General features: G+C 58.8%; 28 protein-coding genes. 11 read left to right on the top strand and 17 right to left on the bottom strand.

Annotated features, from left to right (window positions below):
• Positions 1 to 9: 9 nt before the first annotated feature.
• From rnc to rpoE, 7 genes are all read right to left on the bottom strand, one after another.
• Positions 10 to 681 (bottom strand): ribonuclease III, encoded by a 672-nt coding sequence (gene rnc / locus AACX78_RS03770; RefSeq protein ID WP_159165429.1) that lies wholly within the window; start codon positions 679 to 681, stop codon positions 10 to 12.
• Complete coding sequence (lepB, locus tag AACX78_RS03765; RefSeq protein ID WP_005318850.1) at positions 682 to 1,605, bottom strand: signal peptidase I; 924 nt, start codon at positions 1,603 to 1,605, stop codon at positions 682 to 684. It abuts the gene before it with no gap.
• 3 nt (positions 1,606 to 1,608) lie between these two features.
• Positions 1,609 to 3,402, bottom strand: coding sequence for a translation elongation factor 4 (gene lepA / locus AACX78_RS03760; protein WP_159165428.1), 1,794 nt, complete (start codon positions 3,400 to 3,402; stop codon positions 1,609 to 1,611).
• Positions 3,403 to 3,520: 118 nt separating this feature from the next.
• Positions 3,521 to 3,982, bottom strand: a complete 462-nt coding sequence (locus tag AACX78_RS03755; RefSeq protein ID WP_159167444.1) for a SoxR reducing system RseC family protein — start codon at positions 3,980 to 3,982, stop codon at positions 3,521 to 3,523.
• A gap of 93 nt (positions 3,983 to 4,075) precedes the next feature.
• Positions 4,076 to 5,056 carry a MucB/RseB C-terminal domain-containing protein gene (locus AACX78_RS03750; protein WP_021139198.1) on the bottom strand — a complete coding sequence of 327 codons (981 nt, stop codon included), beginning with the start codon at positions 5,054 to 5,056 and terminating at the stop codon, positions 4,076 to 4,078.
• A gap of 21 nt (positions 5,057 to 5,077) precedes the next feature.
• Positions 5,078 to 5,671: an RseA family anti-sigma factor gene (locus AACX78_RS03745; RefSeq protein WP_058395229.1), complete on the bottom strand. Its 594-nt coding sequence runs from the start codon at positions 5,669 to 5,671 to the stop codon at positions 5,078 to 5,080.
• 21 nt (positions 5,672 to 5,692) lie between these two features.
• Complete coding sequence (gene rpoE / locus AACX78_RS03740) at positions 5,693 to 6,274, bottom strand: RNA polymerase sigma factor RpoE (protein WP_021139196.1); 582 nt, start codon at positions 6,272 to 6,274, stop codon at positions 5,693 to 5,695.
• A gap of 182 nt (positions 6,275 to 6,456) precedes the next feature.
• Here rpoE and nadB point away from each other — a divergent pair, with 182 nt between their 5' ends.
• Positions 6,457 to 8,064 (top strand): L-aspartate oxidase, encoded by a 1,608-nt coding sequence (nadB, locus tag AACX78_RS03735; protein ID WP_005318835.1) that lies wholly within the window; start codon positions 6,457 to 6,459, stop codon positions 8,062 to 8,064.
• Positions 8,065 to 8,226: 162 nt separating this feature from the next.
• Here the strand turns inward: nadB and AACX78_RS03730 are convergent, their stop codons facing one another.
• Together AACX78_RS03730 and sdhE are read right to left on the bottom strand one after the other, a co-directional pair.
• Positions 8,227 to 8,604 (bottom strand): protein YgfX, encoded by a 378-nt coding sequence (locus tag AACX78_RS03730; RefSeq protein WP_159165427.1) that lies wholly within the window; start codon positions 8,602 to 8,604, stop codon positions 8,227 to 8,229.
• 18 nt (positions 8,605 to 8,622) lie between these two features.
• The gene (sdhE, locus tag AACX78_RS03725) at positions 8,623 to 8,892 is read right to left on the bottom strand and encodes an FAD assembly factor SdhE (RefSeq protein WP_159165426.1); all 270 of its coding nucleotides are present in this window, start codon (positions 8,890 to 8,892) and stop codon (positions 8,623 to 8,625) included.
• A gap of 113 nt (positions 8,893 to 9,005) precedes the next feature.
• On the opposite strand from sdhE, the gene ygfZ reads away from it, so the two are divergent.
• Positions 9,006 to 9,917, top strand: coding sequence for a tRNA-modifying protein YgfZ (gene ygfZ / locus AACX78_RS03720; RefSeq protein ID WP_201302771.1), 912 nt, complete (start codon positions 9,006 to 9,008; stop codon positions 9,915 to 9,917).
• A gap of 6 nt (positions 9,918 to 9,923) precedes the next feature.
• Here the strand turns inward: ygfZ and AACX78_RS03715 are convergent, their stop codons facing one another.
• Positions 9,924 to 10,805, bottom strand: a complete 882-nt coding sequence (locus AACX78_RS03715; RefSeq protein WP_159165425.1) for a LysR family transcriptional regulator — start codon at positions 10,803 to 10,805, stop codon at positions 9,924 to 9,926.
• 136 nt (positions 10,806 to 10,941) lie between these two features.
• Here AACX78_RS03715 and AACX78_RS03710 point away from each other — a divergent pair, with 136 nt between their 5' ends.
• Positions 10,942 to 11,379 carry a PACE efflux transporter gene (locus AACX78_RS03710; protein ID WP_159165424.1) on the top strand — a complete coding sequence of 146 codons (438 nt, stop codon included), beginning with the start codon at positions 10,942 to 10,944 and terminating at the stop codon, positions 11,377 to 11,379.
• A gap of 95 nt (positions 11,380 to 11,474) precedes the next feature.
• Here AACX78_RS03710 and AACX78_RS03705 read toward each other — a convergent pair whose 3' ends face one another.
• Positions 11,475 to 11,816 (bottom strand): hypothetical protein, encoded by a 342-nt coding sequence (locus AACX78_RS03705; RefSeq protein ID WP_005318822.1) that lies wholly within the window; start codon positions 11,814 to 11,816, stop codon positions 11,475 to 11,477.
• Between the two features lie 193 nt (positions 11,817 to 12,009).
• On the opposite strand from AACX78_RS03705, the gene cutA reads away from it, so the two are divergent.
• The 4 genes from cutA to AACX78_RS03685 all read left to right on the top strand — a co-directional run bounded on the left by cutA (position 12,010) and on the right by AACX78_RS03685 (position 15,085).
• Positions 12,010 to 12,327, top strand: coding sequence for a divalent-cation tolerance protein CutA (cutA, locus tag AACX78_RS03700; protein ID WP_159165423.1), 318 nt, complete (start codon positions 12,010 to 12,012; stop codon positions 12,325 to 12,327).
• Positions 12,324 to 14,120, top strand: a complete 1,797-nt coding sequence (locus AACX78_RS03695) for a protein-disulfide reductase DsbD (protein ID WP_159165422.1) — start codon at positions 12,324 to 12,326, stop codon at positions 14,118 to 14,120. Before cutA ends, AACX78_RS03695 begins: the two co-directional genes overlap by 4 nt.
• On the top strand, positions 14,110 to 14,601 hold the full coding sequence (locus AACX78_RS03690) for a GNAT family N-acetyltransferase (protein WP_159165421.1): 492 nt from the start codon (positions 14,110 to 14,112) through the stop codon (positions 14,599 to 14,601). Before AACX78_RS03695 ends, AACX78_RS03690 begins: the two co-directional genes overlap by 11 nt.
• Before the next feature lie 70 nt (positions 14,602 to 14,671).
• Positions 14,672 to 15,085, top strand: a complete 414-nt coding sequence (locus AACX78_RS03685; protein ID WP_159165420.1) for a hypothetical protein — start codon at positions 14,672 to 14,674, stop codon at positions 15,083 to 15,085.
• Between the two features lie 58 nt (positions 15,086 to 15,143).
• On the opposite strand, the gene AACX78_RS03680 is transcribed toward AACX78_RS03685, so the two are convergent.
• The 6 genes from AACX78_RS03680 to AACX78_RS03655 all read right to left on the bottom strand — a co-directional run bounded on the left by AACX78_RS03680 (position 15,144) and on the right by AACX78_RS03655 (position 21,808).
• Positions 15,144 to 16,448: an NAD(P)/FAD-dependent oxidoreductase gene (locus AACX78_RS03680; protein WP_159165419.1), complete on the bottom strand. Its 1,305-nt coding sequence runs from the start codon at positions 16,446 to 16,448 to the stop codon at positions 15,144 to 15,146.
• Between the two features lie 239 nt (positions 16,449 to 16,687).
• Positions 16,688 to 17,767, bottom strand: coding sequence for a class II fructose-bisphosphate aldolase (gene fbaA, locus AACX78_RS03675; protein WP_005318811.1), 1,080 nt, complete (start codon positions 17,765 to 17,767; stop codon positions 16,688 to 16,690).
• A gap of 116 nt (positions 17,768 to 17,883) precedes the next feature.
• On the bottom strand, positions 17,884 to 19,047 hold the full coding sequence (locus AACX78_RS03670; RefSeq protein ID WP_005318809.1) for a phosphoglycerate kinase: 1,164 nt from the start codon (positions 19,045 to 19,047) through the stop codon (positions 17,884 to 17,886).
• A gap of 61 nt (positions 19,048 to 19,108) precedes the next feature.
• The gene (gene epd, locus AACX78_RS03665) at positions 19,109 to 20,119 is read right to left on the bottom strand and encodes an erythrose-4-phosphate dehydrogenase (RefSeq protein WP_159165418.1); all 1,011 of its coding nucleotides are present in this window, start codon (positions 20,117 to 20,119) and stop codon (positions 19,109 to 19,111) included.
• A 49-nt stretch (positions 20,120 to 20,168) separates the two neighbouring features.
• On the bottom strand, positions 20,169 to 21,098 hold the full coding sequence (locus AACX78_RS03660; RefSeq protein ID WP_159165417.1) for an ROK family protein: 930 nt from the start codon (positions 21,096 to 21,098) through the stop codon (positions 20,169 to 20,171).
• A gap of 362 nt (positions 21,099 to 21,460) precedes the next feature.
• Complete coding sequence (locus AACX78_RS03655; protein WP_159165416.1) at positions 21,461 to 21,808, bottom strand: hypothetical protein; 348 nt, start codon at positions 21,806 to 21,808, stop codon at positions 21,461 to 21,463.
• Between the two features lie 140 nt (positions 21,809 to 21,948).
• Here AACX78_RS03655 and AACX78_RS03650 point away from each other — a divergent pair, with 140 nt between their 5' ends.
• The 4 genes from AACX78_RS03650 to AACX78_RS03635 all read left to right on the top strand — a co-directional run bounded on the left by AACX78_RS03650 (position 21,949) and on the right by AACX78_RS03635 (position 24,547).
• Complete coding sequence (locus AACX78_RS03650; protein WP_159165415.1) at positions 21,949 to 22,827, top strand: hypothetical protein; 879 nt, start codon at positions 21,949 to 21,951, stop codon at positions 22,825 to 22,827.
• A gap of 223 nt (positions 22,828 to 23,050) precedes the next feature.
• A complete protein-coding gene (locus AACX78_RS03645) occupies positions 23,051 to 23,593 on the top strand; it encodes a YtfJ family protein (protein ID WP_005318797.1) in 543 nt (180 codons plus the stop codon).
• 43 nt (positions 23,594 to 23,636) lie between these two features.
• Positions 23,637 to 23,942, top strand: coding sequence for a hypothetical protein (locus tag AACX78_RS03640; protein WP_081097863.1), 306 nt, complete (start codon positions 23,637 to 23,639; stop codon positions 23,940 to 23,942).
• A 20-nt stretch (positions 23,943 to 23,962) separates the two neighbouring features.
• The gene (locus tag AACX78_RS03635) at positions 23,963 to 24,547 is read left to right on the top strand and encodes a DUF2796 domain-containing protein (protein ID WP_159165414.1); all 585 of its coding nucleotides are present in this window, start codon (positions 23,963 to 23,965) and stop codon (positions 24,545 to 24,547) included.

The following is a 24,547-nucleotide window of genomic DNA, read 5'->3' as shown; positions in this document are numbered from 1 at the left end:
CAATAGCAGTCATGACAGTCTTTCCAATGCTTGCTGCGCCGCAGCCTGTTCGGCCTTGCGACGGCTGGTGCCGACCCCGACCAGCGGACCATCCAGCCCTTCCACGTCGCACTGGACGGTGAACTCCTGGTTGTGGGCCTCGCCCTTGACGTTGGTCACAGTGTAGGTCGGCAGGGATTTGCGGCTTCCCTGCAAAATTTCCTGCAGGCGGGTCTTGGGATCCTTCTGCTCTATGCCTGGCTTGATCTCATCCAGACGGCTGGCATACCAGCTCAGCAGCAGCACCCGCACCGTCTCAAGACCAGTATCCAGATAGACGGCGCCGATCACCGCCTCGACCGTGTCGGCCAGAATGGATTCGCGGCGAAAACCGCCACTCTTGAGTTCGCCGGGCCCGAGGATCAGGTCATCCCCAAGGTCAAACTCCCGGCCCAGTTCGGCCAGGGTCTTCTCACGCACCAGAGTGGCGCGCATCCGGCTGAGATCTCCTTCCGCCGCTTGCGGGAAGCGGTGGAACAGAGCATCGGCAATCACCAGACTCAGGATGGAGTCACCCAGAAATTCCAGTCGCTCATTATGACGGGAACCGGCGCTGCGGTGAGTCAGCGCCCGGGTCAACAGCTCTTTATCGTGAAAGACATGCCCGAGACGGGACTGCAGTCTGTTCATTTTGATATTCATTTACTTGATTCCGCCAATGCGGTTGAAGCGCACACCTGTCGGTACCCAGCTTGGCAGCAGGGAGCCTTCTTCACGCTCAAATTCAAAACTTATCCAGATAGCGACCGCCTTGCCCACCAGATTCTGCTCGGGCACAAAGCCCCAGAAACGGCTGTCGGTACTGTTGTCACGGTTGTCACCCATCACGAAGTACTGACCTTCCGGTACCACCCACTCATCGGGGTAAGTACCGGGCTGGCGATAATAGCGGCCGACCATATCGGGCATCAGCGGGTTACGCAGGGTCTCATGAGACACCTCACCCAGCTGCTCGGTATAGCGATCAAGCGGGATCCCCATCTGGGTAAATTCACCCCTTTGTTCAAACTTGACGTCGAGCTTCTTGAAGCCCGGGCACGTTTTCCCTTCCTGCTCCTCGCACTTGGGCCGGATCATCAGCTCCTTGTTGCGATAGATGACCCTGTCCCCCGGCATGCCGACCACTCGCTTGATGTAGTCCACCCGGGTATCCAGCGGATACTTGAACACCACCACATCGCCGCGTTTAGGTTCACCAGTCTCGAGGAATCGGGTGTTGGTCACCGGATCCTTGAGGCCATAGGCAAACTTCTGCACCAGAATGAAGTCGCCCACCAGCAGGGTCGGCATCATGGAGCCTGACGGGATCTGGAACGGCTCAAACAGGAAGGAGCGCAGTATCAGCACCAGGGTAATGACCGGAAACACACCTGCGGTCTGTTCAATCCAGACCGGCATGGGGGCAACCTTGGCCAGGGTTTTCTCATCCAGATGAGCACCGCCGTGGGCACGGGCCACGGCAATCTTGGCGGCCCGCTGCTTGGACCAGATCATCTTGTCCAGACACCAGATAATACCGGTGATCACGCAGACCACCACCAGGATCAGGGAAAACGTGCTTGCCATCGATTAATCCTTTCCTACATGGAGAATTGCGAGGAAGGCTTCCTGCGGCACGTCGACACGGCCCAGGGACTTCATCCGCTTCTTGCCTTCTTTCTGCTTGTTCAGCAGCTTTTTCTTCCGGCTCACGTCACCGCCATAACACTTGGCGGTCACGTCTTTACGCAGGGCCTTGACGGTGCTGCGGGCGATGATCTGGTTGCCAATGGATGCCTGAATGGCGATATCAAACATCTGGCGCGGGATCAGCTCACGCATCTTCTCCACCACCTGGCGACCGCGATACTGGGCGTTCTCCTTGTGGGTGATGATGGCCAGCGCATCGACACGCTCACCGTTGATCATGATATCCAGACGGACCATCTCGGAGGTTTCGAAGCGCTTGAAGCCGTAATCCAGCGAGGCGTAACCACGGCTGGTAGATTTCAGGCGGTCGAAGAAATCGAGCACCACTTCCGCCATCGGGATTTCGTAGGTCAGTGCAACCTGATTGCCGTGATAGACCATGTTGGTCTGCACGCCACGCTTCTCGATACAGAGAGTGATGACGTTGCCCATGTACTCCTGCGGCAGCAATATGTTGCACTCGGCGATCGGCTCACGCATCTCTTTGATGTTGTTGACCGGCGGCATGGCAGACGGGCTGTCGATGTGGATGGTTGAGCCATCATTGAGCTCAATCTGGTAGACCACGGTCGGGGCCGTGGTGATGAGATCCAGATCGTATTCCCGCTCCAGACGCTCCTGGATGATCTCCATGTGCAGCATACCGAGGAAGCCACAACGGAAACCGAAGCCCAGCGCGGTGGAACTCTCGGGTTCGAAGAACAGGGAAGCATCGTTCAGGGACAGTTTGTCGAGGGCATCACGGAATGACTCATAGTCATCGCTGGAGATGGGGAACAGACCCGCATACACCTGTGGCTTCACCTTTTTGAAACCCGCCAGCGCTTTTTCGGCGCCATTCTTGGCCTGAGTCAGGGTATCGCCCACAGGGGCACCGTGGATGTCCTTGATGCCGCAGACGACCCAACCTACCTCGCCACAGCCCAGACCCTGGGTATCCACCTGCTTGGGCGTGAAGATACCGATACGATCGACACCCCACACCTGACCGGTGCTCATCACCTTGATCTTGTCGTTTTTCTTGAGGGAGCCGTTCTTGATCCGCACCAGAGAGACGACGCCCAGATAGGAGTCAAACCAGGAGTCGATGATCAGCGCTTGCAGCGGTGCATCGGGATCACCGACCGGCGCCGGAATGCGAGCCACTATCTCTTCCAGCACAAGGTCAACGCCCAGGCCGGTCTTGGCGGAGCAACGGACAGCATCGATGGCGTCGATGCCGACTATGTCTTCGATCTCCTCGGCAACCCGCTCGGGCTCTGCGGCCGGCAGGTCAATCTTGTTCAGCACCGGCACCACTTCCAGCTCCATTTCCATGGCGGTGTAGCAGTTGGCCAGAGTCTGTGCCTCAACCCCCTGGCCGGCATCTACCACCAGCAGCGCCCCTTCACAGGCCGCCAATGAGCGGGAGACTTCGTAGGAGAAATCTACGTGGCCCGGGGTGTCGATAAAGTTCAGCTGGTAGGTGTTACCGTCTTGTGCCTGGTAGTTCAGGGTCACACTCTGTGCTTTGATGGTAATGCCGCGCTCGCGCTCCAAATCCATGGAGTCAAGCACCTGAGCCTGCATCTCGCGGGAGGACAGGCCGCCGCAAGTCTGGATCAGACGGTCCGACAGGGTCGATTTACCGTGGTCGATGTGCGCAATAATCGAAAAGTTACGAATGTGTTTCATCGAGCAAGAATCACTCAAAATTAGGTTAGGGCCGGATATGGAGGCAGGATTTTACTGGATAACCCGGTCGACGGCCAATCTTTAGTCGACGGAGCACCAGAAATACAGGCCTGCACGCTCAGGAGAGGTTGCGGGTATGGAGTACCACACCCAGCATGCGGGGGCCGTATGCCCCCTGTTCGAGTCGAGTGGAAAAGTAACGAACCAGTGAAAATCCGATGACGCCACCCAGCAGGCAACTGAGGATGGTGATCCCCTCCCCGCCCGCCAGCAAGGGTACCAACCAGAGCTGACCGAGCAGGGCGCCCGCCAGCAGACAGAACAGCGGCAATACATACACCAGTGCTGCACCCCGCAGGATACTCGCCTGGGGAATACCGAGTCTCACTTGCTGACCAACGCTCACCTTGGCGGTGAGGGCAATCCGCAGTCGTTGCTGCTTCATCACAAACGCCTTGGCAACCGTGCCGGTACCGCAGTTGGATTGTTGATGGCAACTGCTGCAGGCAGAGCGCCGTTCGCACTCCACCCAGGCATGCTGTCCATCAATGGCCACCACGGTTGCCAGCTCTTCGCTCATTTCACTCACAAGACGGTTCCACAATAACGAGGGAAAGATTGACCCCATCTGAACATGACTGACCCGCTCGGGCAAGCAAGCATGTGCAGACGACTACTGTACAGTCTCATTGCGAGCCAACGGTTGCACCGACTCAGCGATACGTTTCGCTGTGTCGGCCGGTACTTCACCGACGACTGTGATCTCGACCCCCACATCGTTGACGTAGCTCACCAGCGAAGTAGCGCCCTGACGGATCAGCTGCTGACGCACCGCCTGCTTGGGGTCAACCCTGGCCACATAGACGGAGAGATCCACCAGCCCATCGGAGAGCATCATATAATCGACCGGCAAACTGGTGGTCACCAGTTGATGCCTGTCCTGAGACAATACCTTGAAACCATCCGGCAACCAGGTCAGGTGCCAGTTAAGCGTCTGCTGCGGTGCCGGATAGGCATCTTCCAGCGCCAGCGCCTGGGGCAGCTTGCTGCCGGCCAGCTTCACCAGCCAGGGCGCAGGCGCGCTCAGCCTGTCCAGATCCACCCCCAGCACCTGCTCGACCAGATTGCCTTCCCGATCCACCATGTCCACCCGCAGCAAGAGGCTGCTCTGTTCATCGATCCAGAGCATGAAGCCATACTTGTCTGCCTCTTTGGGGACCAGCCTGACCACTTGCGCCACCAGACCGGCTACCCGACTGCGGCCGGCCAGCACGGGATCATAACTTTCCAGCACACGGGGCAGCGGCATATTCACCAGCGTCGCCCAGACACCGGGGAAGCGGGCGCCTTTGAGGGTGTAGGGTTCGTGGGTATTTTCGAAGAAGGTGAACTCATCCTGGCGCTGCAGGTACTCTATGGTCTTGCCGTCGAGATAGCTCAGATGAGCCACCTCCTTGCCATCGATCACCCCATGGCTGAAACGTATGGGTTCGAGGCGCCCCTGACGGGCCTTGACCATGGATAATTCGAAATTTTGTTGCGAAACGGCACTCTGCATCTGCTGCAACAAGGCCTCGGCCGACTTATCGTCGGCCGAGGCCTTGGCACAAATCAGCAGGAGAGAGGCCAGCAAAATACGGCTGGACTGGCGCACGGTCTGATCCCTAAAAATGCGTTATTCCTGAATCTGCTTGTCTTGCAGCAGACGCTGTTGCAACTGGTGGTCACGCAGGAAGGCATTGATACGCTCACGCTGCTCCTGCATCTGTTGCTCGCTCAACCCTTGCTGGCGGGTGGAAGCCCGGTTGCCATCTTGCGGGTAGTGCACACTCACTGGCGAGGCACTGCCACCGACAGGAATGGTGTTGAGCACAGGATTGGTCGGTATGCCGTCCTGACCCTGATACTGCTGCACCCCGAAGATGACGGCAGCGGCGACCGACGCGGCGATGGCGTATTGCCCCACCTGTTGACCGACCCGGCGAAAAAGCGGAACCACCTTGGCTGCAGTGTGAACCTGCGGTGCAGTTGGCTTGCTCTCCACCGGTTTGGGCGCCAGTATGGTGGGCTCGTCTTCCAGTGCAGCCATGATACTGTCACTGAGATCCAGTTGCAGATTGACCGGCAGGTCGCCCCGCATGGCATCACCGATCAAGTGGTAACGAGACCAGGTATCTTGCAGCGCCGGATCCATTCCCAGCTCGCCAAGAACCTCAACATCGCTCAAGTCACCATCCATCAGGGCCGAGAGTTGCTCTTTAGTTGCCATAGTTAACCTGTCTTTCCCCAGTTAATTCTCGATCAGAGGTTTCAGCTTTTTATCGATTGCTTCCCTCGCCCGGAAGATGCGGGATCTCACCGTACCCACCGGACAATCCATGATTTCGGCAATCTCTTCGTAGCTCAGCCCTTCCATTTCGCGAAGGGTGATGGCTGTCCTCAAGTCTTCAGGCAAAGCTTCTATGGCGGAAAACACGGTACGCTTGATCTCGTCGGTCAGCGCCAGGTTTTCCGGTGTGGCAACCTCTTGCAAGGCTTCGCCACCACCATAGTATTCTGCCTCGTCCGCCTCTACATCACTGCTAGGCGGCCTGCGCCCCTGAGAGGTCAGATAATTTTTGGCCGTATTCACGGCGATTCGGTACAACCAGGTGTAAAACGCGCTCTCGCCACGGAATGTCGGCAACGCCCGGTAGGCTTTGATAAACGCCTCCTGCGCTACATCCGGCACATCGCCCGGATTGTTGACATACCTGGCAACCAGGTTGACCACTTTATGCTGGTATTTTTTTACCAACAGGTTGAATGCATTTTTATCGCCACGCTGGACCCGTTCAACCAGCTGTTCGTCCAGTAGATTCTGGTCGCTCATCAGAGCCGTAAAACCCCCATCAGGTTATCGTTTTTCTTTTCCGGCCCTTCCTAAGCGCACAAGTTCAGACAGGAGGAATCAGGGAAAGTTCGGTTGCATTGAAAAAAATGTGACGCAGGCTGCATCACCGCCCTCGCTTGGGCTACCATGGTGCCAGTTCTTAATCCAGGCCAATGATACTTATGAAAGCAAGTGTTGAATACCTTTGCGATGTACTGATCATTGGCAGCGGTGCCGCTGGTCTGTCCCTCGCGTTGCGGTTGGCAGACCAGGCCAAAGTCCTGGTTCTGAGCAAGGGGCCCATCAGTGAGGGGGCCACTCTCTATGCGCAAGGAGGCATCGCTGCCGTTTTCGACGAAACCGACAGCATCGAATCCCACGTGAGCGACACGCTCAACGCCGGGGCAGGGTTGTGTGACCCTGCCGTGGTGGAGTTCACCGCCCGCAACGCCCGCGAATCCATCCAGTGGCTGATCAAGCAGGGGGTTCCCTTCGATCAGGAGGAGGACGCCGAGGGCGAATCCCACTATCACCTGACCCGTGAAGGGGGCCACAGCCATCGCCGCATCTTCCACGCGGCCGATGCCACCGGCAAGGCGGTGCAGCTCACCCTGATCGATCAGGTACGCTCCCACCCCAACATCCAGCTGATGGAGCGCTTCAACGCGGTCGACCTCATCACCACCCGCAAGCTCAACCTGCCGGGCAACAAGGTGCTGGGCGCCTACGTCTGGAACCGCAACGCAGAGCAAGTCGAGGTGATCCGCGCCCGCTTCGTGGCACTGGCCACCGGCGGTGCCTCCAAGGTGTATCAGTACACCTCCAACCCGGACGTGAGTTCGGGGGACGGTATCGCCATGGCGTGGCGCGCCGGCTGCCGGGTGGCGAACCTGGAGTTCAACCAGTTCCACCCCACCAGCCTGTTCCACCCCGATGACCCCAACTTCCTGCTGACCGAAGCCCTGCGCGGGGAAGGCGCCTATCTGCGCCGTCCCGACGGCAGCCGCTTCATGCTGGAGTTCGACGAGCGGGCCGAGCTGGCCCCGCGGGACATAGTCGCACGCGCCATCGACCACGAGATGAAACGCCTCGGTGCCGACTGCATGTATCTGGACATCAGCCACAAGCCGGCTGATTTCATCATCAAGCACTTCCCGACAATCCACGAGCGCTGCATGGCGGTCGGCATCGACATCACTAGGGAGCCGATGCCCATAGTCCCGGCGGCCCACTACACCTGTGGTGGCGTGATGATCGACAACAATGGCCAGACCGACATTCCCGGTCTCTATGCCATTGGCGAAGTGACCTACACGGGTCTGCACGGTGCCAACCGCATGGCCTCCAACTCCCTGCTCGAGTGCGTGGTCTATGCCCATCAGGCGGGAGCCGACATCATGGCCAAGTTGCCCATGAGTGTGGAACCGCCCCATCTGCCCGCCTGGGATGAGAGCAAGGTGGACGACTCGGACGAACAGGTCGTTATCCAGCACAACTGGCATGAGCTGCGGCTGATGATGTGGGACTATGTGGGGATAGTGCGTACCAACAAACGCCTCGCCCGTGCCAAGCGCCGTATCGACCTGCTCAAGCAGGAAGTGCAGGAGTACTACGCCAACTTCCGCGTATCCAACAACCTGCTGGAACTGCGCAACCTGCTGCAGGTGGCCGAGCTCATCGTCAACTGCGCACTGCAGCGCAAGGAGTCACGCGGACTGCACTACAACCTGGATTATCCGGACATGCAGCCAGACTCCAAACCCACGGTACTAACCCCGGAGCGGGAGTGATCCTGCACCCCACATCCCGGACTACCCGGACATGCAGCCTAACTCCAGGCCCACAGTACTGACGCAAGATCGGGAGTAATGACCCGCTAGCAGTCACCCAAATGACCTCGCCCCGGCGGGGTCATTTGCTATGAGGGAGAAGGGTTGAAACAGGCAGGATGATTAACGGACGGGTGGCGTTAGCCTGATGGCGCGGGCCAGCGCCCTGTAATGTTCCGGCGCGAGTGCGTCGGAGAAGAGCCAGAGACGGGCATCAGGTCTGTCGCTTGCCACCAGTTGCAGCCAGAGTACACCGGGCAGGACGCGACTGCGCGCCCCCAGCTGGTAGCGATAACCCTGCCACACCAGCCATTGCCCATCCCATTCCAGCAAACCGGCCATACGGCTGGCATCCTGCCAGGCAAGCCAGAGCCCCACCAACCAGCAGGGGAGCAGCAGTGCCCACTGCCAACCATGGAGCAGGCTGGCAACCGGCCACAACAGCAGCAGAAACAGGATCAGCAGCAGGACACGCTGCTGCCGGGAGGGAATGACGGGCATGTAAACCCGCATACGGGATCAGCTCAGGCTATCGTGGCGAGCCTGGTTGCGCTCCAGGATCAGAGCGATCATGGCGGCAAATGCGGGATCGGCAGGAACGCCGTGGCCCATGCACCACTTGAACAGGTCAGGGTCATCGCTCTCCAGCAAGCGGATGAAGGTCTGCTGCTGATCGTCACTCAAGCTGTCGAACTCGTGTTCAAAGAACGGCATAAAGATCACATCCAGCTCGAGCATGCCACGACGGCAGGCCCACTTCAGGCGGGATTTTTCAATTGGGCTCAACATGGAACTCTCCTTACAAAGACCCGAGGATGGTAACAGCTGGATTTTCCGGCTGACAAACATTCCTTACGTCTTTACCATGCAGGTCACATACTTTCTGTCTCTGGAATACCATCGTGAGCCTGCAAACGCCTGTTTTTCCTGCCGAGCCAACCCTTTTCCCCCTGACCGATCTGGCCATCACCAGCCTGACCGGTGCAGATCGCGTCAAGTATCTGCAAGGCCAGGTCACCTGCGATGTCAATGCACTGCAACCGGGCCAAAGCACGCTGGGCGGCCACTGCGATGCCAAGGGCAAGCTGTGGAGCGACTTTCGTCTGCTCTGCCTGAGCGATCGCCTGCTGATGCTGACCAAGCCCTCTGTGCTGGCGCGTCAGTTGCCCGAACTCAAGAAGTTTGCGGTGTTTGCCAAGGTCGAGATCGCCGAGAACCATGGTCAGGCAGTTGGCGTGGCTGGCCAGGGCACAGATGAGTGGATGGCGGCCCGATTTGCCGTGTCACAAACCGGCATGATCGACGATGGCATGGCAGTGCAGATTGAAACGGATCGCTGGCTGCTGGTGAGCGAGCAACCACTGACCATAGACTTGCCTGCCGGTAGCGAATCACTCTGGTGGGGACTGGATATCAAGGCTGGCATCCCCCATCTGGAATCCGTGCATCAGGGGGAGTACATACCCCAGATGTTGAACCTGCAGGCACTGGATGGCATCAGCTTCACTAAGGGCTGCTACATGGGGCAGGAGACTGTCGCCCGCGCCAAGTATCGCGGGGCCAACAATCGCGCCCTGTTCGTGCTGGCCGGGACTGCCAGCGAGCCCGTCGCCTGTGGCGATGCTCTGGAGATCCAGCTCGGTGACAACTGGCGACGCAGCGGCATGGTGCTCAACGTCTGGCAACAGGCAGATCAGGTGTGGATCACGGCCGTGCTGCCCAAGGATACAGAGGCCGATGCCCGTTTTCGTTTCAAGCAGGAGGAGGCTTCCAGCCTTGCTCTGCAAGCCCTGCCCTACTCGCTGACCGAGTAAGGTCGGCTAACGAGGCACCCGCGCCAGCAGTGCCTCCTTGAGCCAGCGCCCCGCCTGCCCCAGCGGGCGGGCGCGATACCATTGCAGCTCCAGTGCCAGCTCAGCCAGCGCAATGAAGTCCGGATTGAGCACCACTACCTCCCCTCGCGCCAGCGGCCGGTGCAACAGAAAGTCCGGCACTGATGCCCAACCCAACCCCAGCTTGACCAGCTCCAAAATGCCCAGATCCCCCTCCACCCACCACACCTGTGCCGAGAGGCGAAAACGGTGACGTTCCGTGCCTTCCCGTCGCCCCGTCACCATCAGCTGACGGGCCCCTTGCAAGTCGCTCTCTCGCAGTGGCGTCTTGCGGGCCAGCGGATGATCGGGGGAGACCACCAACGGCATCTTGACGGAGCCCAGTGAACAGGAAGCGAGCTCCCGCTCAGGCCGCTCCTTCTGATAGCTGATGCCAAGCTGGGCCCGGCCGCTTTTGAGCAGTTCGGTCACATCCTCCATCAGCGGAAACAGCAACTCCAGCTCGACGCCGGGGTAGCGGGTGGCGAACGCCTCCAACAGGGAGCCAAGCCAGGGCAGATGGGAGTCATCATCGATGGCCAGGGTGAGCCTCGACTCTACGCCTGCGGCCAGCTCACCGGCGATCGCCTGCAAGCGCTCGCTTTGGGCCAGCAAGATAGTGGCCTCCTGATGGATACGGGTGCCCGCCTCCGTCAGCACGGGATAGCGGGCAGAGCGATCAAACAGCTCCAGCCCGAGATCTATCTCCAGGTTGGAGATGGCCGTACTGACCACGGACTGCGCCTTGCCCAGCTTGCGGGCAGCCGCCGAGAAGGAGCCCGTCTCTGCTGCCGCCAGCAGCGCCTTGAGTTGTTCCAGCGAGGGGTTCATCCGGTTGCTCCTGTCATGACCTGGTTGTGCGTCAACCTATCTATTTAATCGATAGATACCAACGTGAACCTATCACAAATTCGCGATAAATTGGCCACCATAGACACTCAGACACAGATAGATAGAGAGACAGATCATGCGTAATACCCGTGACCGCCTGCGCCATGCCATTGGCTTCGAACTGATTGGCCTGCTGATCGCCGCCCCCCTGGCAAGCTGGATCACTGGCGTAGGACTCAACCATATGGGGCCGCTGGCGTTGTTCTTCTCGGTGCTCGCCACCGTCTGGAACTACGTCTACAACATCGGCGTGGACAAACTGCTGCTCAAGTATCAGGGTCACACCCACAAGACGCTCTGGCAACGGGTATGGCATGCCATGGGCTTCGAGGGTGGATTGCTGTTTGTCGCCTTGCCAGTGATGGCCTGGTGGCTCGAAATCAGCATGATGGAGGCGCTGGTGCTGGATCTGGGCTTCGTGCTGTTCTATCTGGTCTATGCCTTCATCTACAACTGGAGCTATGACAAGGTCTTCCCGATACCGGGCCAGATACAGCAGAACGCACTGGGCTAAACGGCAGGAAAATAAAGCGGGGAACACTAGGCACCATCATGCAACTGGCATGATGGTGCTGGAGGAAGACAAGCCCGCAAGACCTGCCGCAGCGTTCAGGCTTGCGCCTTCAGCTCTTCGGTCGGGGCATCCGCCTCGGCCGACTCCTGGGTCAGCATGGCCTCGAGGTCGCTCTGGTACTGGTTCAGCAGGCGCTGGGCCGCCACCATGTCACCCTTGTGCAGACGCTCGAACAGATGGTGCTGCACCACGCCGTTGAGATACTCCACCGTGACGGGTTGCTCCAGGGTAGCCAGCAGCTCCTCTTTTTCCAGCTCGGCATTGATTTCATCGGCACTGGTACGCAGCAGACCGGCCAGTTGCACCAACATACGGCGCTCACCTTCGCGCAACAGGCTCAACATGCGGTTTCTCTGCTGCTCATTCTGTTGGGTCATACATTTCCTTACGTCGAATGGGAACAAGCCCGCTCATTCTGCCCTGTCCCTTTGACAGCGTCTATCTCATGCCCCCCACTTATTTTCATGTCGAGCCGATAAAGGCCGCCAGATGCTATTTACCCCGTCGCTAGGTATAGTAGCCACTGGTTTACGGGCGTCGTGCCGCCTCGAACGGACGAGAAATTTCACCATGACAGATGCCATTCTGGTGCTTTGCACCTGCCCGGATGAGGCCAGTGCCGACCTCATCAGCGAACAACTGCTGAACCAGCGGCTGGCGGCCTGCATCAATCAGCTGCCCGGTCTCACCTCCGTCTATCGCTGGCAGGGGCAGATCGAACGGGCACGGGAGATCCAGCTCATCATCAAGTCGCGGGCCTCGCTGTTTGAACTCTTGCGCCAATGCATTCTCAGCCATCACCCCTATGAGGTGCCGGAGATCCTGGCACTCCCGACAAGCCAGGGCCATCGGCCCTATCTCGACTGGTTAACACAGGAAACCTCATGACACTGTCTCGCCTGCTCTTCCCCCTGCTTGTGCTCTTCGCCCTGCTGCTGTCCACCCTAAGTGTGACGCCGGTTCAGGCCAGCAGTGACAGTCTGCTGAGCGCTCTTGGCATCGAGGCCAACGCCCAGCCCAAGTTTCTGAAAGTCGACGACGCCTTCGTGCTCGAGAGTGAACAGCAAGGCAACCAGATGTTGCTGACCCTGCGCATCGCCGATGACTACTACCTCTACCGCCACAGTTTTCGCTTCAAGGGCGAGACCCTCGCCTTCAATGAACCCGTCTTGCCTGCCGGGGCAGAGCATGAGGATGACTTCTTCGGCAAGACCCGGGTCTACTACCGTGAGGTGCAGATCCCCGTCACCCTGACCGAGGCGAGCCAGCAGGCCAGCCTCACCGTCAGCTATCAGGGCTGTACCGACGGCCTCTGCTATCCGCCCACCGACAAGCAGATTGCGGTGCAGCCTGTCGTCGCTAACGATACAGATCCGGCCACCACCGATGACATGACACGCGCCCCAGCCAGCAGTCAGCAGGATCAACTGGCCGCGGCCCTCGGCAGCCAGGGCTTCTGGCTCAGCATCGCCGCCTTCTTCGCGCTGGGGCTCGGCCTCGCCTTCACCCCCTGCGTCTTCCCCATGTACCCGATCCTGACCGGTATCATAGCCGGCGCGGGTCATAGGCTCTCCACCCGCCGCGCCTTCCTGCTCTCCTTCGTCTATGTGCAGGGAATGGCGGTGACCTACACCCTGCTCGGGCTGGTGGTGGCGTCGGCGGGCTTGAAATTCCAGGCGGCGCTGCAGCACCCCTATGTGCTGATCGGGCTCTCCGTCATGTTCGTGCTGCTGGCGTTCTCCATGTTCGGGCTCTACACCCTGCAACTGCCGAGCAGCCTGCAAACCCGCTTGAGCGGCCTCTCCAACCGCCAACAGGGAGGCTCTGTACTCGGGGTCGGCATCATGGGGATGATCTCGGGCCTGGTTTGTTCCCCCTGCACCACGGCACCGCTCTCCGGCGCCCTGATTTACGTGGCTCAAAGCGGCGATCTCTGGCTCGGCGGTGCGGCCCTCTATGCCCTCTCCTTGGGGATGGGACTGCCGTTGCTGCTGCTCGGCACCTCAGGGGGCAAGTTGCTGCCCAGAGCGGGCGCCTGGATGGATGTGATCAAGCAACTCTTTGGTTTTGCACTGCTGGCGGTACCCATACTGCTGCTGTCACGGCTGTGGAGCGATCAGATGGCCACCCTGGCCTGGCTGGGTTGGGGATTGGTGCTGTGCGGCTATCTCTATCACCACAACCAGCATCGCGCCCACTCGGTCGGCAAGAGTCTCGGCGGCTTCGTGCTGCTGCTGGCGATGATCAGCGCCGTTGTGGTGGGCAAGGATCTGCTGCTGCCCGTGCCCGGCGTCAAGGCCAGCGCCGAGACCCAGGCCCCTAAATTTATCCACATCAAGACCCTGGATGACCTCAAGACGCAACTCGCCGCCGCCCGTGGCACACCTGTGCTGCTGGATCTTTATGCCGACTGGTGCGTGGCCTGCAAGGAGTTCGAGCACAAGACCTTCAGCGATCCCGCCGTGCGTGAGCGCTTCGGCCAGATGGTGCTGTTGCAGGCGGACGTCACCGCCAACGACGATGCCGATGTGGAGCTGCTCAACGGCCTGAACGTGCTGGGCCTGCCGACCCTGATCTTCTTCGACAGTGCCGGCCAGGAAGTGAGTGGCCAGCGGGTGACCGGCTTTATGGGGCCGGAAGCATTTGCCGGACACCTCGATAGGGTGCGCGATGCAAACTGAGTTGCGTCGGCTGCTGGCAACCGATGGTCCAGCCTTGCAGCGTCTGTTCGAACTTGCCCCTGCCTATCAGGCGGCCGTGAGTCATGAGCCCCTCTCCGCGCGAGCTGCGGAGGAAGCGCTAGTGGCATGTCCGCCCAACCTGTCGCTCTCTGACAAACATCTCATCGGTCGCTGGGAAGATGGGGAACTCACCGCAGTGGTCGATCTGCTGCGCGGCTATCCCGATCCTGCCACCGCTTATCTGGGTCTGTTGCTGGTGGGCGAACCCTGGCAAGGTAACGGCCGGGGTCAGGCGTTTTATCTCCACGCCTGCATGATGGCGCGCACCTGGGGGGCAACCCGGCTGCGCCTGTCGGTGATTGCCAGCAATGAGGCCGCCGTATCCTTTTGGCTGCGCAGAGGGTTCACCGAGTGCTATCGCCGCGAGCTGGCTGTCTATCGGGCCAAGGCCATAGTGCTGGAACGCACTCTGGAACCGTGAGCCGAGGTTTGCCACCGCACGTTGGCGTGGCACAATCTGCCCTCCCGTTTTGCACTTGTCCGGAGTTTTGATGAAAAAGTGGTTCATCCCCCTGCTGGCCCTCTGGCTATATGGTTGTTACGCAGGACCCGGTGAAGAGGCAATCCAGCATCAGGTCACCGCCAAACTCCAGTCCGACACAGACGACAATCTGTTCGAGATCAGTGACTTCGCCATTCTCGGTAAAGAAGAGCGGATGGAGGGCGTCTATCTGATCAAGGTGAGCTACCAGCTCTATTTCAAGCTGGGGCTGGATCAGTTGCAGGTACTGCACGACGAGGACCTGGTCTATGACAGGGTCGGCCCCTTCCAGCAAGAGATGAGACTGATGGAGCTGGAGCGCAAATATGGCGACTTCGAAGCCGGTCAGGTGCTGCAGCAAGAGACCGACGTCTGGATGATGAAAACCGAACAGGGCTGGCGTCTGGCCGAACCCGCTCAATAACGCCTCCCCACGAGCCCCTTGTGAAAGCCGCCCCCTTCGGGGTGCTTGCGCTTGCCCTTTACAACAGATCCTTCATCCGGTGCCACAGCATGCCGAGCGCCAGCAGGGGGGAGCGCAACGCCGGGCCACCGGGGAAGGTCATGTGGGGCACGCTACTGAACAGATCGAAGCCCCGGCTCTCGCCGCGGATCGCCTCTGCCACCAGCTTGGCCGCCATATGCGTGGCGTTGAGGCCATGACCTGAATAAGCCTGGGCATAGAAGACGTTGGGATGATCCTGCAAGCGGCCGATCTGCGGCAAGCGATTGGCCCCTATCCCTATCATGCCGCCCCACTGAAACTCGATGGCCGTCCCCGCCAACTCGGGAAAGACTCTCAGCAGCTTGGGCAACATAAAGGCCTTGATGTCCCGCGGGTCCCTTCCCGAGTAGTTGCAGGCACCACCAAACAACAGGCGACCATCGGCGGAGAGGCGATAGTAGTCAAGCGCCACGTTCTGATCGCACACCGCCATATTCTGCGGCAACAAGCGCTGGCGCAGCCGCTTTTCCAGCACCTCAGTGGCGAGAATGTAAGAGCCCGCCGGTAGCACCCTGCCCCCCAATTCGGGATTGAGATCATTGAGGTAGGCGTTGCAACCTATCACCAGATAATCGGCACTCACCCGGCCACGGGCCGTGGTGATCTGCACCCGCTTGCCATAGTCGATATGGGCCACTCGGGAGTGCTCGAACAGAGCAACACCCAGGCTGGCGGCGGCGCGCGCTTCACCCAGTGCCAGATTGAGGGGATGCAGGTGACCCGAGCCCATGTCGATCATGCCGCCGATATAGCGATCCGACCCCACCACTGAGTGGATCTCCTCCCGTGGCACCAGCGTAATCTCGTGCTGATAACCCAGGCTGGCCAGATGTGCCGCCTCTTCCTCAAATCCGGCAAGATGGCGCTGACGGGTAGCGAGGTCGCAGTAACCCCAGGTGAGATCGCAGTCGATGTTGAAGTGCTCGATGCGCTCTCGCACCAGCTGTACCGCCTCCAACCCCATCAGATCCAGCTCCCGTACTCCCTGCTCGCCGATACAGCGGGCGAACTGGCTGGTATCGTGGCCAATGCCACGAATGAGCTGGCCGCCGTTGCGACCGGACGCCCCCCAGCCGACGCGGTTTGCCTCCAGCAGGGCCACCTTGTAGCCCGCCTGTGCCAGGTTGATGGCGGTATTGAGGCCGGTAAAGCCGCCACCAATGATGCAGACATCGACATTCAGCTCACCGCCAAGTTCTGGCCACTGCTGATTGTCGTTGCGGGTGGCCGCATAATAGGAGGCCACATGTTCCTGATATCCGTTGAACTTTCCTGCCTGCATACTCAGCATCCCGCCTTGGTGACCATGTGTTTACTAAAATAAACGACCTGTTATCGATAATACCCAGCCCCCCGCCACCAATCCAGTCAATGAGGATCACAGAAATGCAAAAGGCATCCCGGAGGATACCTTTTGCTTCGGTCACACCATGGGCTGATGGCCACGGCACTCTATTGACCCACATACACAAAAGGCGCCCCGAAGGACGCCTTTGCATGCAATCAAGATACGGTAACGAATTACAGTACGTTGATGGCGTTCAGGTCGGAGAAGGCTTTCTCCAGACGGGCGATCATGGAAGTCTGACCGGCACGCAGCCATACGCGCGGATCGTAGAACTTCTTGTTCGGCTTGTCAGCGCCTTCCGGGTTGCCCAGCTGACCTTGCAGGTAAGCTTCGTTGGTCTTGTAGAAGTGCAGCAGACCTTCCCAAGTAGCCCACTGGGTGTCGGTGTCGATGTTCATCTTCACTACGCCGTAGGAGATGGACTCGCGGATCTCTTCCAGAGTGGAACCTGAACCACCGTGGAATACGAAGTCCAGAGACTTGGCAGGCAGACCAAACTTCTCGGAAACGAATTTCTGGGAAGCGTCCAGGATGGACGGGGTCAGCTTGACGTTACCCGGCTTGTATACACCGTGTACGTTGCCGAAGGAGGCAGCGATGGTGAAACGCGGGCTGATCTTGGACAGACGCTCGTAGGCGTAAGCCACGTCTTCCGGCTGGGTGTACAGGGCGGATTGATCCATGTGGCTGTTGTCCACACCGTCTTCTTCGCCACCGGTGCAACCCAGTTCCAGCTCCAGAGTCATGTTCATCTTGGCCATGCGGGTCAGGTACTCGCAGCAGATGTCGATGTTCTCTTCCAGAGACTCTTCGGACAGATCCAGCATGTGGGAGGAGAACAGCGGCTTGCCGGTTTCAGCAAAGTGCTTCTCGCCTGCTTCCAGCAGACCGTCGATCCACGGCAGCAGCTTCTTGGCAGCGTGGTCGGTGTGCAGGATGACAGGTACACCGTAGGCTTCGGCAACGGCGTGAACATGCTTGGCACCAGAGATGGCACCTATGATGGCGGCTTGCTGGCCTTCCAGCTTCAGACCCTTGCCGGCGGTGAACACGGCACCACCGTTGGAGAACTGAACGATAACCGGCGCTTTGACCTTGGCAGCAGCTTCCAGTACGGCGTTGACGGAGTCGGTACCAACGCAGTTTACAGCTGGCAGAGCGAAGCCGTTCTCTTTGGCGATGGCGAACACTTTCTGAACGTCATCACCAGTGATCACGCCGGGTTTTACGAAGTCGAAAATTTTCTTAGACATGTTTAATCGTCCTGTTCTCGTATGCCGTTAATAAAAAATGGGGGGTTCATCATGAACCGGCACAGCGGCCACATGATAAACGAAACGGGAGGCTTTTGCCCCCCGTCCCGGGTCAATTAGGCTTTGGCGCGCTGTTCCAGCATCGCAACAGCCGGCAGTACCTTGCCTTCTACAAACTCCAGGAAGGCGCCGCCGCCAGTGGAGATGTAGGAGACTTTGTCGGCGATGCCGAACTTGTCGATGGCAGCCAGGGTGTCACCACCGCCAGCGATGGAGAAAGCCGGAGAAGCAGCGATGGCTTCGGCGATCACCTTGGTACCTGCGGAGAACTGGTCGAACTCGAACACGCCGACCGGGCCGTTCCACAGAATGGTCTTGGCGTTCATGATGATGTCGGCCAGAGCCTTGGCAGAGTCAGGGCCGATGTCGAAGATCATGTCGCCGTCGGTCACGTCGGAGACGGACTTGATGGTGGCCGGAGTGCTTTCTGAGAACTCGGTACCCACGACCACGTCTGTGGTGACCGGAATGTTGGTCTCGGCAGCCAGTTTCTTGGCGGTGTCGAGCAAGTCGTGTTCACACAGGGACTTGCCGACGTTGTGACCGGCAGCGGCGATGAAGGTGTTGGCGATGCCACCACCGACCACCAGCTGGTCAGCGATCTTGGAGAGGGATTCCAGTACAGTGAGCTTGGTGGAGACCTTGGAGCCGCCAACGATGGCAACCATGGGGCGCTCGGGTTTCAGCATGGCTTTGCCCAGGGCTTCCAGTTCACCGGCCAGCAGCGGGCCTGCACAGGCGATCGGGGCAAATTGAGCCACACCGTAGGTAGAACCTTCGGCGCGGTGAGCGGTGCCGAACGCATCCATTACAAAGACGTCACACAGGGCGGCGTATTTTTTGGCCAGCTCTTCGGTGTTCTTCTTCTCGCCTTTGTTGAAACGGCAGTTTTCCAGCACGACCAGCTCACCGGCGGCCACGTCTACGCCATCCAGGTAATCCTTGGCCAGGCGGACCGGGCAGGACAGAGCGTCTTTCAGATAGTTGACAACCGGAGCCAGGGAGAACTCTTCGTTGTATTCACCCTCGGTCGGGCGACCCAGGTGGGAGGTGATCATCAGCTTGGCGCCCTTTTCCAGAGCCAGCTTGATGGTCGGCAGCGTCGCCACGATACGTGCGTCGGAAGTGACCTTGCCGTCTTTTACCGGTACGTTCAGGTCAGCACGGATCAGAACGCGTTTACCCGCCAGATCCAGGTCGGTCATCTTGATAACAGACATATTCAGTCCTCTATATTTTCAGGTAATGTTAAAAACAGTAACCTTGCGCCCGTTCAGGCTCTCAGCCTGCGGCCATCATGGCCCGGGTGGTATCCAGCATACGGTTGGCGAAGCCCCATTCGTTATCGCACCACATCAACATCTTGACGAGGTTGGCATCGCTTACCCGTGTCTGGGTACCATCGATGATGCAGGAGTGTGCATCATGATTGAAGTCTACGGAGACCAATGGCTCCTCCGTGTAATCCAGAATACCGCTTAATGTACCTCTGGATGCCCGTTGCAGGGCTTGATTTACGTCAGTAACCGTCACTTTTTTACGAACAGTAATACTGAGATCCATTGCCGTTACGTTGATGGTCGGCACCCGTACCGCGATCGCCTCGAACTTGCCGGCGAAGTGGGGGAGGATTCGCTCCAACCCCTTTGCCAGCTTGGTATCCACAGGAATGATGGACTGGCTGGCAGCACGGGTTCGACGCAAGTCGCTGTGGTAGGCATCGATGACTTGCTGATCATGCATGGCCGAATGAATTGTCGTAATAGTACCACAATTTATCTCGAATTCTCGATGCAATGTTTCGATGACGGGCACCACGCAATTGGTGGTGCAGGAAGCGTTGGAGACGATCCGCTCCCTTCCCGTCAGCAGCTGATGGTTCACTCCGTAGACGATGGTGGCATCCACATCCGCATCCGCCGGATGGGAGAAGAGCACCTTGCCCGCCCCCGCGCCCAGATGCAGTTCGGCGTCGGCCCGCGAGCCGAATACACCGGTGCAATCGAGCACCACGTCCACCCCCAGCGCCCGCCAGGGCAGATTGGCGGGGTCCCGCTCGGCAAACAGGGAAATGAGATCCTCCCCCACCAGCATGCTGTGACCCGCCAATTGTACCGGATAGCGGAAACGACCGTGGCTGGTGTCAAAACGCGTGAGGTGCACCATGGCTTCAGGCGCCGCCAGCTCGTTGATGGCAACTATCTTGATGTTCTTGTCGCGCCCGCTTTCATAAAGAGCACGTAGCACGTTGCGGCCGATCCGCCCGTACCCATTGATGGCAATCTTGATCATGAAAAAAGTGTGTCCTTACCTGCAACAAAGGGACGAACGGATGGATGACTCACGACAGCAGGGCGTCCTGGAATACGCCACGGGCCAGCAGTGCGGCCCCGAACACACCGGCGCTGTCTCCCAGGGCTGGAGCAATAATGGGGGTGGCGAAGCGGGGATTAAAGAGGAAGGGCAAAATTGTCTGCCGCCCGGCGCTGTAGAGGCTCTGCACATTGCCGACGCCACCACCGATGACGATGACATCCGGATCGAGAATATTGACCACGTTGGCCAGCGCCTGACCGAACAGCAAGTGCAAGCGATCGATAGTGAGTTTGGCCACATGATCATAAGCCGTCGCCGCCGCAATCTGGGCCAGCGACAGATGACGCTTGGTCTTGGCCTGATACCAGGCCTCCAGCGCCGGGCCGCTGATGAGGGTCTCGACACAGCCACGCTTGCCACAGTAGCACTCGGGACCATCGGGGGAGAGCACATTGTGGCCCCACTCACCGGCGATGCCGTGATGGCCATTCAAGATACTGCCATTGATGACGATGCCGGAGCCCACGCCGGTGCCCATTATGATGCCGAACACCACCTTCGCATCGGGATGGTGCTGGCGCACCGCACCGAGATGGGTTTCCGCCAGGGCAAAGCAGTTGGCGTCGTTGGCGATGAGCACGGGAACGCCGAGCCTGCGTTCCAGATCTTCCTTGAACGGCTTGCCGTTGAGCTCGGTGGTATTGCAGTTCTTCATTACCCCTGTCTGGGGATCACGCGCGCCAGGCGTGCCCATGCCTATGATGGTTGGGCGCTGACCCAGTTTGAGCGCGCACTCCTCTACCAGTTTCGCAATCTGGCCGATCATATGCTGATAACCGCCCTGACGTTCAGTGGGGATGCGATGACGCAGCAGCACCTCGTCGCCATCCAGCACCACACACTCGCACTTGGTACCACCGAGATCGATACCCCAATCCAACGATTTCTTGCTCATCCTGTCTCCTGCCATGGCCAAGGATACTGCCGTGAGGACGCCACTTGTCCGGCCTCCTCACGGTCGCTCATCTTGCTTTTTCTGCGCCCAACGATGGCACAGTGTAACCCGAGCCCGAGCCATGATGCAGCACCAAACAAAGGCGTCTCCGGTCACCCAAAAAAGGTCCGGCACCAAAGCGCCAATAGCGCCTTTGCTTCATTTATGTGTTGAACAAGAGGTGGAAACGGTTGAGGTGATATCCCTTGGCCGAGAGATAGCAACACGAGCATTGAAGAGGTATGACGGGACCGCCATCGATGCCTTGATGCCGTGCAGATAAAGCAGAATATCTGCCCAGTCTTGACTGAACGGCACTGGCCTCAGGGCGCCTTCTTCATTGGATCCGACGGAGGCTGACCCGGCGTCACACCGGCTGGATCACCCTGGATGTAAATCTCCCGTCCATCCTGCTGATAGGACCGGTAATGGTTGCTGCCACAGCGATAACCACCGCCCGGCTGACTCATCAACTCACAGTTGACCGGCAATACTTCCAGCCACTTGATGGCCTGCTGGAAACGCAGCCACTCCTGCCATTCATGCTCCCGCGCCAGCTTGTCTCGCAGCGCGAAAGTGTCCTCAATGGACATGCCCTTGTTGACGATCACCTGGCCCGCCGCCGCAGGCAAGGCCGCCAACAGCAGCAAGAGTATGGGAATTCGCTTCATGGCAGTTTCCTGTATGACTTATTTCGAGAATTAAATTTAAAGCCTTATCAGGCTGTTACCCAGATCACAAAAACTAAACCAATCCAAATCCGGTCGGCTCACCTAGTTGTTTAGTATCACCCCGAGCAGGATGCACCATCATGAAACTGGCACAAGGTCTGTTGTTGAGTCTAGTGGTCGCATCGACGGTCGGGGCAAGCGAGGTCAACCTGAGCTGGCAGTGGCAATCTGCCGACGGGCAACAGAAGCGACTGCAACTGAATACCAACGAACGCATCATGTCGGTCAGCCGCCACGAAATGACCCTGCTCGATGCCGCCCTCAACTATCCGCTGGAGACACTCTACTCCTACATAAGCCCGCGCCTTTACAACAGTATCAACCTCATCAATCAGAACAGTCCCGAGACCGCCACCAAGTTTCGCAATCTGGAGCAGGCCTTCACTCTGCGCGACGACAGCATGGAGTCGACCCTGTTCTGGCAGGCTTACCAGCAATATCAGGACGACGCCTTCTATCAGATGCGAGTCGTGCCCTGCGTTCATCCATCCAACCGCAAGCTGCCCTGCGTGCGCCCCAATTACTCCCAGTTGTTCTACCAGTTCAAGGGGGATCTCAAACCCCTGGCAAAACAGTTTTCCGCCAAGGATCTGGCCACCAGCGTCGGCCTGTTGCAGGAGTGGCTGAGCGGGATACCCACGCCACCGGAACAGATGGATCACTTCGCCCCGCCCCTGCAGGCATTGCAGAACAACAAGGCAGACAGCGATGAGAAGGCACTGCTGATGGCAAGCCTGCTGGCAGAGCTGGCACCGCAATACATGCTCAGCATCATCTACCCGAATATCAGCATCGGCAGCGTCTCGCCAGCCTGGCTGGCCATCACGGCCGACAGTGGATTGAAAGGGGATACGGTAGTGATCGGCAATCAGCGCCACGTCTTGCTGACAGGTTCGCCCCTGCTGGTCGAACAGATGACCATGGCCAAGATCCCGCTGGTCAGCGAACCCTTGTACTAAGCTCTACACTCATCAAACCAGTTGATAACCAATTGATTTTTATCGACTGCGTGCCATCCTTGCCGCCTTTGTCCGCCGAGCTCAGCGCTGACGGGCGGCATCGTCGACGCCCTTGCGAGTTTATTTAACACTTTTTAAACAGATCCGATCAGTTTAGGATGAGTTCTGCCCCATTCCCTCAAGTGAAAAATCGTTATAACATAACAAAAGGAGTGTCATCAGGATGAAACATCTCGTACTTACTCTGGCGCTGCTGCCGACCCTGGCCATGGCTCACAACATCAAGGAGTCTGCCCAGGTGCCGCTGGTCAATATCAGCGACAAGGGTGAACTGGTGCTGAAAGAGAAAGAGGTCAGCTACCAACCCTGGCAAAGCAAGGTACTGACTGGCAAAGTTTTTCTGATCCAGCACATAGCGGGTCGCTCCAGTGCCAAGGAACTGAACGCCCCCATGATCGAGGCGATCAAAGCGGCCAAGCTACCCCACGACAAGTACCAGACCGTCACCATCATCAACAGCAATGACGCCATCTGGGGTACTTCCGGCTTTGTGAAGAGCAGTGCCGAAGACAGCAAGAAAGAGTTCCCCTGGTCCGCCATGGTACTGGATGCCAAAGGCATGGCTCGCAACGCCTGGGATCTCGCGCCGGAAAGTTCGGCCATCATACTGCTGGATAAAGAGGGCAAGGTGCTGTTCGCCAAAGACGGCCAGCTCGATGCCACCAATATTGCTACCGTGATGGGGCTCATCCAGTCCCATCTCTGAATCAGAGAGAAGGGGCGCTGACGGCGCCTTTTCATAAGGGTCTATGGGTCGTTCCAAGCTGAAAATCGGGTTGTTGCTGCTGGGCTGGTTGTGGATACAACCGGCGCTGGCACAACACCCGCTGGAAGCAGACCTGCCGGACCACAATCACAGCTGCCTTCTCTGCGCCCTCCATCTGGATGGCAAGCTGGCTCTGACGCCGACACTGCCAGTCCCACAGCCACTCTTTGTCGCAGGTCATCTCGCCCCCATCACTTTCACCACCCCGCAGCACAGGACCACAGGTCATTGCCGCATCCGCGCGCCTCCACCCCTCATCGCTTTTCCCTCTGAACATTCCTCTTATTAATTGTTTCGCAAGGATTAACGATGAAAGCAGTCACCTTATTACTGGCAGCCGCCGCCTTTGGCGTGCAAGCAAACCACGACGAGCATGAAAGCCACGGCCACGGTGCCCACGAGCACGGTCACGCTCACCTCAATCTGGTGCTCGATGGCAACCAGCTGATGATAGAGTTGCAGGCACCCGGCGCCGATCTGGTCGGATTCGAGCACGCAGCCAACAGCGATGCGGACAAGGCGCAATACGCCAAGGCCATGGCTCAGCTCAAGCAGCCTGATGCTCTGTTCAGTTTAGACCCGGCGGCGGGCTGCACCTTGACTCACCAGGAGCTGCGGGCGGCCAAGGAAGATCACGACCATGACCATGACCATGACCATGACCATGAAAAGGCTGGCAGCGATCACGATGAACACCACCATGACGAGGCGGGTCACGCCGATCTGGGGGCCATGTACACCTACACCTGCCAGACACCTGCCAAGCTGACCGGCCTGGAAGCCACCCTGTTCAGCGTCTACCCGAGCCTGGAAAAGCTGAGCGTGCAGGGCATCTTGCCCAGCGGCCAGACTGCGGCCGAGCTGACCCCATCCGCCAACAAGCTGAGCTGGTAA

It is taken from the genome of Aeromonas sp. 9A (assembly GCF_963900955.1).
Classification (GTDB): Bacteria; Pseudomonadota; Gammaproteobacteria; order Enterobacterales; family Aeromonadaceae; genus Aeromonas; species Aeromonas salmonicida.
This window is presented reverse-complemented; position numbering and strand designations above follow the sequence as displayed.